The sequence below is a fragment of the Variovorax sp. SRS16 genome (genome assembly GCF_901827165.1).
Classification (GTDB): domain Bacteria; phylum Pseudomonadota; class Gammaproteobacteria; order Burkholderiales; family Burkholderiaceae_C; genus Variovorax.
Genome location: NZ_LR594666.1, coordinates 2,011,613 through 2,025,369 on the forward strand (window position 1 = coordinate 2,011,613; position 13,757 = coordinate 2,025,369).

The following is a 13,757-nucleotide window of genomic DNA, read 5'->3' on the forward strand; positions in this document are numbered from 1 at the left end:
AATGCAAAGCCAGTGTGGAGACGGTTCCAGGGCATGTTCAACCTGAACGATGGGCGGTGGGGGCGCGACGACTCCGCGTCCGGCGGCGATCGTCCTGCCGCCAACCGGCCTGACGGAGAGCCCCCCGCGCCTCCGCCTTCCGGCAACAACAACAACAACCGCCCGCGTGGCCAGGGTCCGAACCAGGGACCGCCGGACCTCGATGAACTGTGGCGCGACTTCAACCGCAAGCTCGGCGGCCTGTTCGGCGGCGGGCGCGGCGGCGGCAACCGTCCGAACGGCGGCAACGGCAATGGCGGCGGTGGTGGCGGTCTCAAGCCCGACATGAAGAATGCGGGCTTCGGCGTGGGCCTGGTCATCGCGGTGGCGATCCTGATCTGGCTGGGCACCGGCTTCTTCATCGTCAACGAAGGACAGCAGGCCGTCATCACCCAGTTCGGTCGCTACAAGGCGACCGTGGGCGCGGGCTTCAACTGGCGGCTGCCTTATCCGATCCAGCGCCATGAACTCGTGGTCGTGACCCAGATCCGCTCCACCGACGTAGGCCGCGACGCCATCGTGCGTTCGACCGGCCTGCGCGAGTCGGCCATGCTGACCGAGGACGAGAACATCGTCGAGATCAAGTTCGCCGTGCAATACCGCCTGAGCGATGCGCGCGCCTACCTGTACGAGAGCAAGAACCCCGCCGACACGGTGGTGCAGGTGGCCGAGACGGCCGTGCGCGAAGTGGTCGGCAAGATGAAGATGGATGCCGCCCTCGCCGAGGAGCGCGACCAGATCGCGCCGCGCGTGCGCACGCTGATGCAGACCATCCTCGACCGCTACAAGGTCGGCGTCGAGATCGTCGGCATCAACCTGCAGCAGGGCGGCGTGCGGCCGCCCGAGCAGGTGCAGGCGGCCTTCGACGACGTGCTCAAGGCCGGCCAGGAGCGCGAGCGCACCAAGAACGAAGCCCAGGCCTATGCAAACGACGTGGTGCCGCGCGCCACCGGCACCGCATCGCGGCTCAAGGAAGAATCCGAGGCGTACAAGGCGCGGATCATTGCGCAGGCGCAGGGCGACGCACAGCGCTTTGGCTCCGTGCTCGCGGAATACCAGAAGGCGCCGCAAGTCACGCGCGACCGCATGTACACCGATGCGATGCAGCAGATCTACGCCAGCACGACCAAGGTGCTGATCGATTCCAAGCAGGGCTCGAACCTGCTCTACCTGCCGCTCGACAAGCTGATCCAGCAGGCCGCGCAGAACGCGCCCGCCACGCCGGTCGATGGCGCCAGCCCCAACGTGGCCGGCACGGCGCCTTCACAGTCGTCGGTCATTCCGGTCGCACCTCCTTCTTCCGTGGGCGATGCGCGGTCACGCGACGGCCGCTCGCGTGACCGCGACGTTCGCTGATGCGCCGAGGAACACATTCATGAACAGAATTGGATTCATCGCCACGTCGATCCTCGTGCTGCTTGTGCTGCTGAGCTCGACGGTCTTCGTCGTCGACCAGCGCCAGTTCGGCGTGGTCTATGCGCTCGGACAGATCAAGGAAGTGATCACCGAGCCGGGCCTGAACTTCAAGCTGCCGCCGCCGTTCCAGAACGTGTCGTACATCGACAAGCGCCTGCTCACGCTGTCGAGCATCGATCCCGAACCGATGCTCACGGCGGAGAAGCAGCGCGTGGTGATCGACTGGTACGTGCGCTGGCGCATCAGCAATCCGTCGGAATACATCCGCAACGTCGGCCTCGACGAGAACGCGGGCGCGATGCAGCTCAACCGCGTGGTGCGCAACGCGTTCCAGGAAAACATCAACAAGCGCACCGTGCGCGATCTGATCTCGGTGCGCCGCGAGCAGCTGATGGCCGACGTGCAGCGCGAGGTGCTGTCGGTCGTGAAGGGTGCCAAACCCTGGGGCGTGGACGTCATCGATGTGCGCATCACGCGCGTCGACTACGTCGAAGCGATCACCGAATCGGTCTACCGCCGCATGGAGGCCGAGCGCAAGCGCGTGGCCAACGAACTGCGTTCGACCGGCGTCGCCGAGGGCGAGAAGATCCGCGCCGACGCCGACCGCCAGCGCGAGGTGATCGTCGCCAACGCCTACCGCGACGCGCAGAAGATCAAGGGCGAGGGCGATGCCAAGGCGGCTTCGACCTACGCCGATGCCTTCGGCCGCGATCCACAGTTCGCGCTGTTCTACCGCAGCCTCGATGCCTACAAGCAGAGCTTCAACAAGAAGAGCGACGTCATGGTGCTGGACCCTTCGTCGGATTTCTTCCGCGCCATGCGCAGCTCGGGATCGACGACGACGGCGCCAAGCACCACGGCCGCGCCGCCGCGCCGCTGACGACGGTCGGGTGTGAGCAGCGATACTTTCTGGAGCGCCATCGCGCTCGTGCTGGTGATCGAGGGCCTGCTGCCGCTGCTCTCGCCGGGCCGCTGGCGGCGCGCCTTCAGCCAGCTGCTGCAGCTGCGTGATGGGCAATTGCGCTTCTTCGGTCTCTGCAGCATTGTCCTTGGCCTGATGCTGCTCTGGATTTCGGGGTGACGCGGCCCGGTAGAATCCCGGTTTAACCACGCCCCCGACTCCCATGTCCGCCTGGGTCCTCCCGGATCACATTGCCGATGTGCTGCCTTCCGAGGCGCGCCACATCGAAGAACTTCGACGCCAGCTGCTCGACACCGCCCGTGGCTACGGCTACGAGCTGGTGATGCCGCCGCTGCTGGAGCACCTGGAATCCCTTCTGTCCGGCACCGGCGAGGCGCTGGACCTGCAGACCTTCAAGCTGGTCGACCAGCTCTCCGGGCGCAGCCTCGGATTGCGCGCCGACACCACGCCCCAGGTCGCGCGCATCGATGCGCACCTGCTCAATCGCCGCGGCGTCACCCGGCTTTGCTATTGCGGCCCGGTCGTGCACACGCGGCCCGACCGCCCGCACGCGACCCGTGAGCCGCTTCAGTTCGGCGCCGAGATCTATGGCCATGCCGGGCTCGAGGCCGATACCGAAACCCTGCGGCTCGCGCTCGATTGCCTGCGCGCGGCCGGCGTGGGCGGCAGCGGGTCGGCCACCGTCATCGTCGATCTGGCCCATGCCCGCATCGTGCGTGCGCTGCTCGCGGATGTGCCGGCCGACGCGGCCGCGCTCGCCCGCGTGCACGCTGCGCTCGCCGCCAAGGATGCCAGTGCGCTGCGCGAATTCACCGCCGATTTCTCCGCGCCTTCGCGCGAGGGGCTGCTTGCACTGGTGCAGCTGTACGGCGACGCCGCGGTGCTCGACGAGGCGGGCAGGGCCCTGCCGGCCATGGCCGCCATTGGCGAGGCGCTCGCGGACCTGAAGCGCCTCGCCGCGCGCCTGGAAGGCGCCCGCGTCAGTTTCGACCTGGCCGACCTGCGCGGCTATGCGTACTACAGCGGCATGCGCTTCGGCATCTACGCCGACGGTGCCAGCGACGCGCTGGTGCGCGGCGGGCGCTACGACGAAGTCGGCGCCGTGTTCGGCCGCAACCGGCCGGCCGTCGGCTTCAGCCTCGACGTGCGCGAGCTGGTCGGTGTGCTGCCCGCGCAACCGCTGCGCGCCGCCATCCGCGCGCCGTGGAGCGACGCCGCCGGGCTGGCCCAGACCATTTCCGCTCTGCGCAGCCAGGGCGAAACCGTGGTGTGCGTGCTGCCCGGCCACGACAGCGAAATCGACGAATTCCATTGCGACCGCGAGCTTGTCGAGAGCAACGGCCAATGGCGCGTGCAAGCCATTTAGCATGAAGCACACCCCAGGCTTCGCGCACTTCGTGTCGCTACGCCAACCCCCTTGCAGGGGGCAACACCTGCGGACCGGCAAAGCCGGATCCGCGGTGTTTCCGAGATAGACGCGCGCAAGCGCACCGAAAAGTGAAGAGTGAAATCATGAGCGTTACCACCGGAAGAAACGTGGTCGTCGTCGGTACCCAGTGGGGCGACGAGGGCAAGGGCAAATTGGTCGACTGGCTCACCGAAAGCGCGCAGGGCGTGGTGCGCTTCCAGGGTGGCCACAACGCGGGCCACACGCTGGTCATCAACGGCGTCAAGACCGCGCTGCACCTGATCCCGAGCGGCATCATGCGACCCGGCGTCAAGTGCTACATCGGCAACGGCGTGGTGCTCTCGGCGGCCAAGCTGTTCGAGGAGATCGAAGGACTCGAGAAGGCCGGCGTCGAAGTGCGCTCGCGCCTGCGCATCAGCGAGGCCTGCCCGCTGATCCTGCCCTTCCATGCCGCGCTCGACATCGCGCGCGAGGCCTACCGCGAAAAGGGCGGCGTCGAGAAGATCGGCACCACCGGCCGCGGCATCGGCCCGGCCTACGAGGACAAGATCGCGCGCCGCGCGCTGCGCGTGCAGGACCTGAAGCATCCCGAGCGCTTCGCCGCCAAGCTGCGCGTGCTGCTCGAACTCCACAACCACGTGCTCACCCAGGTGCTGAGCGCGCCGGCGATCGACTTCGACACTGTCTACGACGAGGCCATGGTTCATGCCGAACTGCTGCGGCCGATGATGGCCGACGTCTCGCGCGAGCTCAACGATGCGCACCGCGCGGGCGCCAACCTGTTGTTCGAAGGCGCACAGGGCACGCTGCTCGACGTCGACCATGGCACCTATCCCTACGTGACTTCCAGCAACTGCGTGGCCGGCAATGCGGCCGCCGGATCGGGCGTCGGTCCGGGCATGCTGCACTACATCCTCGGCATCACCAAGGCCTACTGCACGCGCGTGGGCGGCGGTCCGTTCCCGACCGAGCTCGACTGGGCCACGCCCGGCACCGTGGGCTATCACCTGAGCACCGTCGGCGCCGAAAAGGGCGTGACCACCGGTCGCAGCCGGCGCTGCGGCTGGTTCGACGCCGCGCTGCTCAAGCGCTCCGCGCAGGTCAACGGCCTGAGCGGCCTCTGCATCACCAAGCTGGACGTGCTCGACGGACTGGAAGAACTGCAGCTGTGCACCGGCTACGAGCTCGACGGCGAATACACCGACATCCTGCCGATGGGCGCCGACGAGATCGAGCGCTGCACGCCGGTCTACGAAAAGCTCGAGGGATGGAGCGAGAGCACCGTGGGCGTCACGCAGTACGACAAGCTGCCCATCAACGCGCGCCTGTACCTGCAGCGCATCGAGCAGGTCACGGGCGTGCCGATCCACATGGTGTCGACCAGCCCTGATCGCGATCACACCATCATGATGCGCCATCCGTACCTCGCGGACTGAACAGAACAACACCAGCAGGAGACATTCGCATGTTGACCGAAGACGGCAAGCACCTCTACGTGAGCTACGACGAGTACCACAACCTGATCGAGAAGCTCGCGATCAAGGTGCACCAATCGGGCTGGCAGTTCGACACCATCCTGTGCCTGGCGCGCGGCGGCATGCGGCCGGGCGACGTGCTGTCGCGCATCTTCGACAAGCCGCTGGCGATCATGTCGACCAGTTCCTACCGGGCCGATGCGGGAACGATCCAGGGCCATCTCGACATCGCGCGCTACATCACCACACCCAAGGGCGAGATCGCGGGCAAGGTGCTGCTGGTCGACGACCTCGCCGATTCCGGCCACACGCTGCACGCCGTGGTCGAGATGCTGCGCAGCAACTACAAGCCGATCACCGAGATGCGCAGCGCGGTGCTGTGGACCAAGGCGCTGTCCACCTTCACGCCGGACTACTCGGTCGAGTTCCTGCCGACCAACCCGTGGATCCATCAGCCCTTCGAGGGCTATGACGCGATGGGCGCCGAGAAGCTGCTGGAGAAGTGGTCGGTCTGACGGTCGACTAGCATCGCGGGATGCGCAAGCCCAACACCGACCTCATCCATCATCCCTACCGTCCGCCGGCGAATTTCGCGGCGCCCCAGCCTGGCGTGTTCAAGGCCTCGACGGTCTTCTTCGCCGACGTCGCCGCGATGCGTGCGCGCGACTGGAAGACCAAGGCCGGCTACACCTACGGCCTGCATGGCACGCCGACCACCTTCACGCTGGAAGAGCGGCTCGCGACGCTGGAAGGCGGCACCGAGTGCCTGCTGGTGCCGAGCGGGCTGGCGGCGATCACGCTGGTCGCGTTCGCGCTGCTCAAGACCGGCGACGAGGTGCTGATTCCCGACAACGCCTACGGCCCGAACAAGGCGCTGGCCACGGGCGAGCTGGCCAATTTCGGCATCAGCCACAGGCTCTACGATGCGATGGACCCGTCCGATCTCGCCGCCAAGCTGTCGGACCGCACCCGCCTGGTCTGGATGGAGGCCGCGGGCTCGGTCACGATGGAATTCCCGGACCTGCCCGCGCTCGTGGGCGTGTGCCGTGCGCGCGGCGTGATCACCGCGCTCGACAACACCTGGGGTGCCGGGCTGGCCTTCGCGCCCTTCGATTTCAACGGCAGCGGGCAGGGCGTCGACGTCTCGGTGCATGCGCTCACCAAGTACCCGAGCGGCGGCGGCGACGTGTTGATGGGCAGCGTCGTCACGCGCGACGAGCGCCTGCACCGGGCCCTGAAGCTCACGCACATGCGCATGGGCTTCGGCATCGGCGTCGGCGATGTCGAGATGCTGCTGCGCTCGCTGCCCAGCATGGCGCTGCGCTACCAGGCGCACGACCGCAGCGCGCGCGAGCTGGCGCGCTGGCTCGAAGGCCGCGAGGAGATCGCGCAGGTGCTGCATCCCGCGCTCGATGGTTCGCCGGGACATGCGCACTGGCTGCGCCTGTGCGGCGCGGCCGATCTGGCGGCCGGGCTGTTCTCGGTCGTCTTCGACGCCAGTTTCAGCAGCGAACAGGTCGACCGTTTCTGCGACAGCCTCGAGCTGTTCCGCCTCGGTTATTCGTGGGGCGGCCCGATCAGCCTGGTCGTGCCCTACGACATCGGATTGATGCGTGATGCGACGGTCGCCCGCTGGCCGCACAAGGGCACGCTCGTGCGCTTTTCGGTCGGCCTGGAGGACGTCGAGGACCTGCGCGCCGACCTGGAACAGGCCCTCGCGGCCCTCTGAACCGCGCCGGTTATCGCGTACAGTCGCATCAGTGCAGTCACCCGGACTGCCGCGCCCCCAAGGAGATGCAGTGGCAACACCAAATTACGGCTACGAGAAGCGCCAGAAAGAGCTTGCGAAGAAAAAGAAGAAGGAAGAGAAGCTGAGGGAAAAGGCCAACCGCAAGCTGGGGCCGAGCACCGATGGGCTGGCGCCGGGCGACCCGGAAACCGACGTGGCCTCGCTGGAGCGCGACCCGCCGACCGTACCGACGGAGCCGACCAAGAACGGTTGAGCCGCCATCCGCGGCACCGGCCGCAACAGACAGCCCGAACAAAGCCGCCCAGGCCATGGCCTGCGGCGGCTTTTTCGTGGCGCCTGCGACCCCGCTATCGGGGCAGCAGCTTGCGCAGCGCCGGCCAGACGTTGTCCAGCAGGCGCGGCTGCGCGGCGGCGATCGGATGGATGCGGTCGGCCTGGAACAGCGTCGCGGCATCGGGCGCATCCGCCACGCCCGCGAGCAGGAAGGGCACCAGCGCGGCCTTGGTGGCGGCGGCCACGTCCGCGAAGATCGCACCGAAGCGGCGCGTGTAGTCGCTGCCGTAGTTGGGCGGCACCTGGATGCCGACGATCAGCACCTGCGCGCCCGCGGCCTGGGCCGTCTTCGTGATCTGCAACAGGTTGTCCTGCGTGCTGGCGAGCGGCAGGCCGCGCAATGCATCGTTGGCGCCGAGTTCGAGCACCAGTTGCGTGGGCTTGTGCTGCGCAAGCAGGCTGGCCAGCCGCGCGCGCCCGCCCGAGGTGGTATCGCCGCTGATGCTGGCGTTGATCACGGTGGCCGCGATCTTCTGCTCCACCAGGCGCTTTTGCAGCAGTGGCACCCAGCCTTCGCCACGCTTGAGGCCGTATTCGGCCGACAGCGAATCGCCGAGCACCAGGATCACGGACGCCTTGCCGGACGCACTCGCAGCCAGGGCCGAGGCATCGACCCAAGACCCCGCAATGCCGCCCAGCGCGGCGGTCAAGATAAAGTGGCGTCGATTCACCAAGCGAAACCTTTCAATGTCCTCATTCCGACCCGATGGCCGATCCGAAGCAATTGTTGCCGTCGAGCACGTTTTCAAGTCGGTCACCGACTCTGCCGGCACGCTGGACATTCTGCAGGACATCGATTTCACCCTCGGCACGCGGGAGACTTGCGCCATCGTCGGCGCCTCCGGCTCGGGCAAGAGCACGCTGCTGTCGATCGTCGCCGGGCTCGACACGCCCACGCGCGGCACGGTGAAACTCGCCGGCGAAGACCTGTTCGCGATCGACGAGGACGAGCGTGCCGCGCTGCGCGCGCGCAAGGTCGGCTTCGTGTTCCAGAGCTTCCAGCTGCTCGGCAACCTGAGCGCGCTCGAGAACGTGATGCTGCCGCTCGAGCTCGCCGACCGCAAGGACGCGCGCAAGGCCGCGACCGAGATGCTCGGCCGCGTCGGCCTCGGCCAGCGCCTGGGCCACTACCCCAAGGTGCTCTCGGGCGGCGAGCAGCAGCGCGTGGCGCTGGCCCGCGCCTTCGTCGTGCAGCCGGCGCTGCTGCTGGCCGACGAGCCCACCGGCAGCCTCGACTTCGCCACCGGCGAGCAGGTGATGAAGCTGATGTTCGACCTGAACCGCGAACTCGGCACCACGCTCGTGCTCGTGACGCACGACCGCGGGATTGCCAGCCGCTGCGAGCGCCGCATCACGATCGATGCAGGCCATGTGAGCCTGGACGAGCACGCCGGGCCCGTCCAGGCTGCCGCTCGATAATCTAGGCATGTCTTCTCCCAAAGTGATCTTCGGCTTTCATGCCGTGGGCGTGCGCATCAAGACCGCGCCGAAATCGGTGATCGAGGTGCTGTTCGATGCCAGCCGGCGCGATGCGCGCATGCGGCAGTTCGTCGCGCGGGCGCAGGAAGCCGGCGTGCGGCTGGTCGAGGCCGACGGGCTGCGGCTGTCCAAGCTCAGCGGCAGCCATGGGCACCAGGGCGTTGCCGCGCGCGTGGAGCCGGTTGCGCAGACCCATTCGCTCGACGAACTGCTCGAAGGCCTCGAAGCCGCCGGCACGATGCCGCTGCTGCTGGTGCTCGACGGCGTCACCGATCCGCACAACCTCGGCGCCTGCCTGCGCGTGGCCGACGGCGCGGGCGCCCATGCGGTGATCGCGCCCAAGGACCATGCGGCCGGCATCAACGCCACGGTCGCCAAGGTCGCGAGCGGCGCGGCCGAGACGGTGCCTTACTTCATGGTGACCAATCTCGCGCGCACGCTGGGCGAGCTCAAGGAACGCAGCATCTGGTGCGTGGGAACCAGCGACGACGCACCCGGCACGCTCTACCAGTGCGACCTGAAGCGGCCCCTCGCGCTGGTGCTGGGCGCCGAGGGCGAAGGCATGCGGCAGCTCACGCGCAAGACCTGTGATGCGCTGATCAGCATTCCGATGGCGGGCGCGGTCGAGAGCCTGAATGTCTCGGTGGCGAGCGGCGTGTGCCTGTACGAGGCCATGCGCCAACGCACGGTCTGAGCACCCGGGCGGCGCGGCCTCAGCTGCCGTAGTGTTCGAGCGCCAGCGCGCGCAGCAGCTGCACCGCCAGCCGGCCGGGCCGCGTCGCCGGCCTGGCCTTCGGCACCGCCAGCACCAGCCGGTTGCGGATGGCCGGCGCGTAGATCGCGGCCGCGTGCAGCGGCTGGTCGTAGGTCCACAGCCGCAAGGCGCTGTTCGGCAGCACCGTGTGCGAGACGCCGCGCGCCACCAGCGACAGCACGGTCTGCACGGAGTCGACCTCGGCCACGATCGACAACGGCAGGCCGCGCGGCCGCGTGTAGGTCTCGAGCAGCTGCCGCAGTGCGTTCGGGCCGCTGGGCATCACCAGCGGCAGCGCCGCGACCTCGGCCAAGCGCATGCGGCGCGGCAGCGCCTTGGGTCCGATCAGCACCAGCGGCTCGCGCGTCAGCGTTTCCTCCTGCACCTGCGGCGAGTGCGGCGGATCGAACAGCATCGCCATGTCCAGCTTGCCGGCCACCAGCCATTCGCGCAGCCGGATGCTGAGGGCCTCGACCACGCTGATCACGGCATCGGGATAGGCCGCGCGAAAGCGCTCGATCAGGTCGGCGGTCAGCACGTGGGCCACGCGCGGCGGCAGGCCGATGGTGACGCGACCGCGCGGACTCGCCTGGCGCTCGCGCATGTCGGCGCGGGCGCGCTCGGCCAGCTCGAAGATGCCGCGCGCATGCGCGAGCAGGGCGTGCCCGGCCTCGGTCGGCTCGGCGCCGCGGCCGGTGCGCACCAGCAGCGCCTGGCCGACTTCCTGCTCGAGCAGCAGCACCTGCCGGCTCAGCGCCGGCTGTGACATGTGGAGCGCCGCTGCGCCGCGGCTGAAACTGCCGGCCGCGGCGACGGCGGCGAAATAGTGCAGGCGGGCGACGTCCATGGGTCATGCATCTTACGGATAGCTGATATTGGTGAAAAGCAAGTCGACGGCGCGCTTCGCCACCGCACAATGAAGCCAGCCCATCACCTGCGCCATGACCCGCGCCATCGCATGCAGACCACGCTGACCTACAACCGCCATCCTTCGACGCCTTCGCTGCGCCTGCCGCCGGGCGCCTGCGATGCGCATGTCCATGTGTTCGGGCCGGCCGCGCGCTTCCCGTTCGCACCCGAGCGCGGCAGCACGCCGGCCGATGCACCCAAGGAGACGCTGTTCGCGCTGCATCGCCAGCTCGGCATCGCGCGTTGCGTGATCGTGCAGTCGCTGGTCCATGGCTTCGACAACCGCGTGGTGGAAGATGCGATCGCGGCCGGCGGCGGCCGCTACCTGGGCGTCGCGCTGGTTCCGCTCGGCATCGACGATGCGGAACTGGCGCGGCTCGCGGCCGCGGGCTTTCGCGGCGTGCGCTTCCATTTCATGTCGCGCGGCGGTGGCGCGTCGGGCGTGGAGGACGTCGTCGCCTTCACGCGGCGGCTCGAGCCGCTCGGCATGCACCTTCAGCTGCACTTCGACGGCGCCCTGATCCACGCGCTGGCCGCGCCGCTCGCGCGCAGCGCGGTGCCGGTGGTGATCGACCACATGGCGCGCGTCGACGCATCGCTCGGCCCGGACCATGCCGACTTCGCGGCCCTGCATGCGCTGATGAAGAACCCGCTGTTCCGCGTCAAGGTCAGCGGCGTGGACCGCATCTCCGGTGAGCGCAGCTACGCCGACGGCGTGGCGCTGGCGCACATCCTGGTACGCGATTTTCCCGAGCGCTGTTTCTGGGGCACCGACTGGCCGCATCCGAACCACCATCACGTGCCGGACGATGGCGTGCTGGTCGATCGGCTGGCCGACATCGCGCCCGATGCCGCGCTGCGCGAGCAATTGCTGGTGCGCAATCCGCAAGACTTCTACCGTTTCGACCAATGAGTGCGGCGCTGTTTCAGCCCTCTGCGCGCCGGCTCGACGGCAAGGTTGCGCTCGTCACCGGCGCCGGCTCGGTCGGGCCCGGCTGGGGCAATGGCCGTGCGATCGCGGTGCGCTTCGCGCAAGAGGGCGCGCAGGTCTTCGGCGTGGACCGCGACAGCGATCGCCTCGCCGAGACCGTGGCGCGCGTGGCCGAGGCCGGCGGCGTGCTGGCCACTGCGACGTGCGACGTGACGGACAGCGAATCCGTCGCCGCCATGGTCCAGGCCTGCATCGCACGCTTCGGCCGCATCGACGTGCTGGTCAACAACGTCGGCGGCTCGGCCCGCGGCGGGCCGGTGGAGATGTCCGAGGCGGTGTGGGACGCGCAGGTCGACCACAACCTCAAGAGCGTGTTCCTCAGCTGCAAGCACGTGCTGCCGCACATGGTCGAACAGGGCGGCGGCGCGATCGTCAACCTGGCATCGACTTCCGGCCTGCGCTGGACCGGCTCGGCGCAGATCGCCTATGCATCGACCAAGGCCGCGGTGATCCAGTTCTCGCGTGTGCTGGCGGTGCAGTACGCAGGGCAGCGCATTCGCGTCAACACCGTGGTGCCGGGTCAGCTGCACACGCCGATGGTCGAGTCGCGCCTGGCCGGCCAGCGCGCCGGCGGCGACGTCGAGGCATTGCTGGCGCAGCGGCAGGCGCGCATCCCGCTGCCTTTCATGGGCGATGGCCGCGACAGTGCGGCGGCGGCGCTGTTCCTCGCGTCCGACGAGGCGCGCTTCGTGACCGGCACCGAGATCGTGGTCGATGGCGGAATGTCGGTGCGCTGCGACTGAACGCCGAACCAGACAACAACAAGGAAACTTTCATGAACCACCTGGGGCGCCTGCTGCGCCGGATCTCGCTGGGCCATCTGGCCCTCGCGCTCGCCGCCGCGGCCTGCATGCAGCCGGCGTTCGCGCAGGAAAAGATCACGCGCATCGTGGTCGCGTTTCCGCCCGGCGGCCCGGTCGACTTCGTGGCGCGCGCGCTGAGCGAGCAGCTCGGCAAGGCACTCGGTCAGCAGGTGATCGTCGAGAACAAGGCCGGCGCCAACGGCGCGATCGCGGCCGAGTACGTCTCGCGCGCCGCGCCCGATGCCGAGACGCTCTGGCTCACCAGCGTGGGCGCGGTGGCGATCAATCCCTCGCTCTACGACAAGCTGGCCTACGACCCGGCAAAGGATCTCACGCCGGTCTCGCTGGTGGTGCGCAATGTCGAGGTGCTGGTGGTGGGCGCCGATGCGCCTTACGCGACCGGCGCCGAGTTCGTGGCTGCGGCGAAGCGCAGCAAGCAGCCGTTGACGCTGGCTTCGTCCGGCACCGGCAGCGTGCCGCATCTGGCGATGGAGCTGTTGTCGGATGCCACCGGTACGCCGCTCCTGCACGTGCCGTACAAGGGCGCCGCCCCGGCCATCGCCGACGTGATCGCAGGCCACGTGGACGGCTTCTTCGGCGACATCCCGGGCCTCATCGGCCTGATCCGCGGCGGCAAGCTCAAGCCCATCGGCCTGGCCGCCGGCAAGCGCCATCCGCTGTTGCCGGACGTGAAGACCTTCGAGGAGATGGGCATCCATGGCGTCGATTCGGACAATTGGTATGCGCTGTTCGCCGCCAAGGGCACACCGGCGGCCGAGATCGCGCGCATGAACCAGGCGCTGCGCCGAGCGCTCGAGACGCCGTCGGTGATGAAGCGGCTGTCGGAGTCCGGCGCCGAGCCCGCGCCCTCGTCGCCGGCGGAACTGGCCGCGCTGCTCGCCAAGGATTCGGCCAAGTGGTCCGCCGTCGTGCGTGCCAAGAACATCAAGGCGGATTGAATGCGCATCGCACCCATCACCCCCGGCAGCCGGCCCGAACTCGCCGCGCAGGAAGCGCGGATCATGGCCGAGCGCGGCCGCATCTCGCCGCTCTACCAGGTGTTGCTGAACAGCCCGCCGGTGGCGCACGGCTGGGAGCAGATGCTGTCGGCGGTGCGCAACCGCAACAGCCTGCCCGCGCATCTGCGCGAGCTGGTCATCCTGCGCGTGGCCGTGCTCAATCGGGCCGACTACGAATTCGATGCACATGTGCCGCACGCGCTGGCGGCCGGCGTGCCGCAGGCCACTATCGACGACCTGCAGATGCAGCCGCTGCCGGACGCGATCGCGCTGTCGTGTGACGAGCGGCTGGCGCTGGAACTCACCGATGCGATGACGCGCGACATCGAGGTGCCCGATGCGCTGTTCGAGCGCGTGCGTGCCGCTTTCGATGCGCAGGCGCTGGTCGACCTGACGGCCACTGTCGCGGCCTACAACATGGTGTCGCGCTTCCTGGTGGCGCTGCACATCGGGCATTGA

At 68.5% G+C, this 13,757-nt stretch carries 16 protein-coding genes; 14 read left to right on the forward strand and 2 right to left on the reverse strand.

Annotated elements, in window-relative coordinates; genetic code table 11:
• Positions 1-33: 33 nt before the first annotated feature.
• From hflK to E5P2_RS09800, 8 genes are all read left to right on the forward strand, one after another.
• The gene (gene hflK, locus E5P2_RS09765) at positions 34-1,395 is read left to right on the forward strand and encodes an FtsH protease activity modulator HflK (protein WP_162566898.1); all 1,362 of its coding nucleotides are present in this window, start codon (positions 34-36) and stop codon (positions 1,393-1,395) included.
• Between the two features lie 19 nt (positions 1,396-1,414).
• Entirely contained in the window at positions 1,415-2,335 is a 921-nt protein-coding gene (hflC, locus tag E5P2_RS09770) for a protease modulator HflC (RefSeq protein WP_162566899.1), read from the forward strand.
• Between the two features lie 12 nt (positions 2,336-2,347).
• The gene (locus tag E5P2_RS09775; RefSeq protein WP_162566900.1) at positions 2,348-2,536 is read left to right on the forward strand and encodes a DUF2065 domain-containing protein; all 189 of its coding nucleotides are present in this window, start codon (positions 2,348-2,350) and stop codon (positions 2,534-2,536) included.
• Between the two features lie 43 nt (positions 2,537-2,579).
• Entirely contained in the window at positions 2,580-3,743 is a 1,164-nt protein-coding gene (locus tag E5P2_RS09780; protein WP_162566901.1) for an ATP phosphoribosyltransferase regulatory subunit, read from the forward strand.
• Positions 3,744-3,889: 146 nt separating this feature from the next.
• Positions 3,890-5,221, forward strand: a complete 1,332-nt coding sequence (locus tag E5P2_RS09785; protein ID WP_162566902.1) for an adenylosuccinate synthase — start codon at positions 3,890-3,892, stop codon at positions 5,219-5,221.
• Between the two features lie 29 nt (positions 5,222-5,250).
• The gene (locus tag E5P2_RS09790) at positions 5,251-5,775 is read left to right on the forward strand and encodes a phosphoribosyltransferase (RefSeq protein WP_162566903.1); all 525 of its coding nucleotides are present in this window, start codon (positions 5,251-5,253) and stop codon (positions 5,773-5,775) included.
• A 20-nt stretch (positions 5,776-5,795) separates the two neighbouring features.
• Positions 5,796-6,989: a PLP-dependent transferase gene (locus tag E5P2_RS09795; protein WP_162566904.1), complete on the forward strand. Its 1,194-nt coding sequence runs from the start codon at positions 5,796-5,798 to the stop codon at positions 6,987-6,989.
• 70 nt (positions 6,990-7,059) lie between these two features.
• The gene (locus E5P2_RS09800; RefSeq protein WP_162566905.1) at positions 7,060-7,263 is read left to right on the forward strand and encodes a hypothetical protein; all 204 of its coding nucleotides are present in this window, start codon (positions 7,060-7,062) and stop codon (positions 7,261-7,263) included.
• A gap of 94 nt (positions 7,264-7,357) precedes the next feature.
• Here the strand turns inward: E5P2_RS09800 and E5P2_RS09805 are convergent, their stop codons facing one another.
• Positions 7,358-7,996 carry an arylesterase gene (locus E5P2_RS09805; RefSeq protein ID WP_174259931.1) on the reverse strand — a complete coding sequence of 213 codons (639 nt, stop codon included), beginning with the start codon at positions 7,994-7,996 and terminating at the stop codon, positions 7,358-7,360.
• A gap of 34 nt (positions 7,997-8,030) precedes the next feature.
• On the opposite strand from E5P2_RS09805, the gene E5P2_RS09810 reads away from it, so the two are divergent.
• Together E5P2_RS09810 and rlmB are read left to right on the forward strand one after the other, a co-directional pair.
• Positions 8,031-8,762: an ABC transporter ATP-binding protein gene (locus tag E5P2_RS09810; RefSeq protein WP_162566906.1), complete on the forward strand. Its 732-nt coding sequence runs from the start codon at positions 8,031-8,033 to the stop codon at positions 8,760-8,762.
• Positions 8,763-8,769: 7 nt separating this feature from the next.
• On the forward strand, positions 8,770-9,516 hold the full coding sequence (rlmB, locus tag E5P2_RS09815; RefSeq protein WP_162566907.1) for a 23S rRNA (guanosine(2251)-2'-O)-methyltransferase RlmB: 747 nt from the start codon (positions 8,770-8,772) through the stop codon (positions 9,514-9,516).
• Between the two features lie 19 nt (positions 9,517-9,535).
• Here rlmB and E5P2_RS09820 read toward each other — a convergent pair whose 3' ends face one another.
• Positions 9,536-10,423: a LysR family transcriptional regulator gene (locus E5P2_RS09820; protein WP_162566908.1), complete on the reverse strand. Its 888-nt coding sequence runs from the start codon at positions 10,421-10,423 to the stop codon at positions 9,536-9,538.
• A gap of 69 nt (positions 10,424-10,492) precedes the next feature.
• On the opposite strand from E5P2_RS09820, the gene E5P2_RS09825 reads away from it, so the two are divergent.
• Genes E5P2_RS09825 through E5P2_RS09840 form a run of 4 tightly spaced genes read left to right on the forward strand, consistent with a single transcriptional unit; the run spans position 10,493 to position 13,757 of the window.
• The gene (locus E5P2_RS09825) at positions 10,493-11,398 is read left to right on the forward strand and encodes an amidohydrolase family protein (RefSeq protein ID WP_443083512.1); all 906 of its coding nucleotides are present in this window, start codon (positions 10,493-10,495) and stop codon (positions 11,396-11,398) included.
• Positions 11,395-12,219 (forward strand): SDR family NAD(P)-dependent oxidoreductase, encoded by an 825-nt coding sequence (locus E5P2_RS09830; protein ID WP_162566909.1) that lies wholly within the window; start codon positions 11,395-11,397, stop codon positions 12,217-12,219. Before E5P2_RS09825 ends, E5P2_RS09830 begins: the two co-directional genes overlap by 4 nt.
• A 32-nt stretch (positions 12,220-12,251) precedes the next feature.
• Positions 12,252-13,238 carry a Bug family tripartite tricarboxylate transporter substrate binding protein gene (locus E5P2_RS09835; protein WP_162566910.1) on the forward strand — a complete coding sequence of 329 codons (987 nt, stop codon included), beginning with the start codon at positions 12,252-12,254 and terminating at the stop codon, positions 13,236-13,238.
• Positions 13,239-13,757 (forward strand): carboxymuconolactone decarboxylase family protein, encoded by a 519-nt coding sequence (locus E5P2_RS09840; RefSeq protein WP_162566911.1) that lies wholly within the window; start codon positions 13,239-13,241, stop codon positions 13,755-13,757.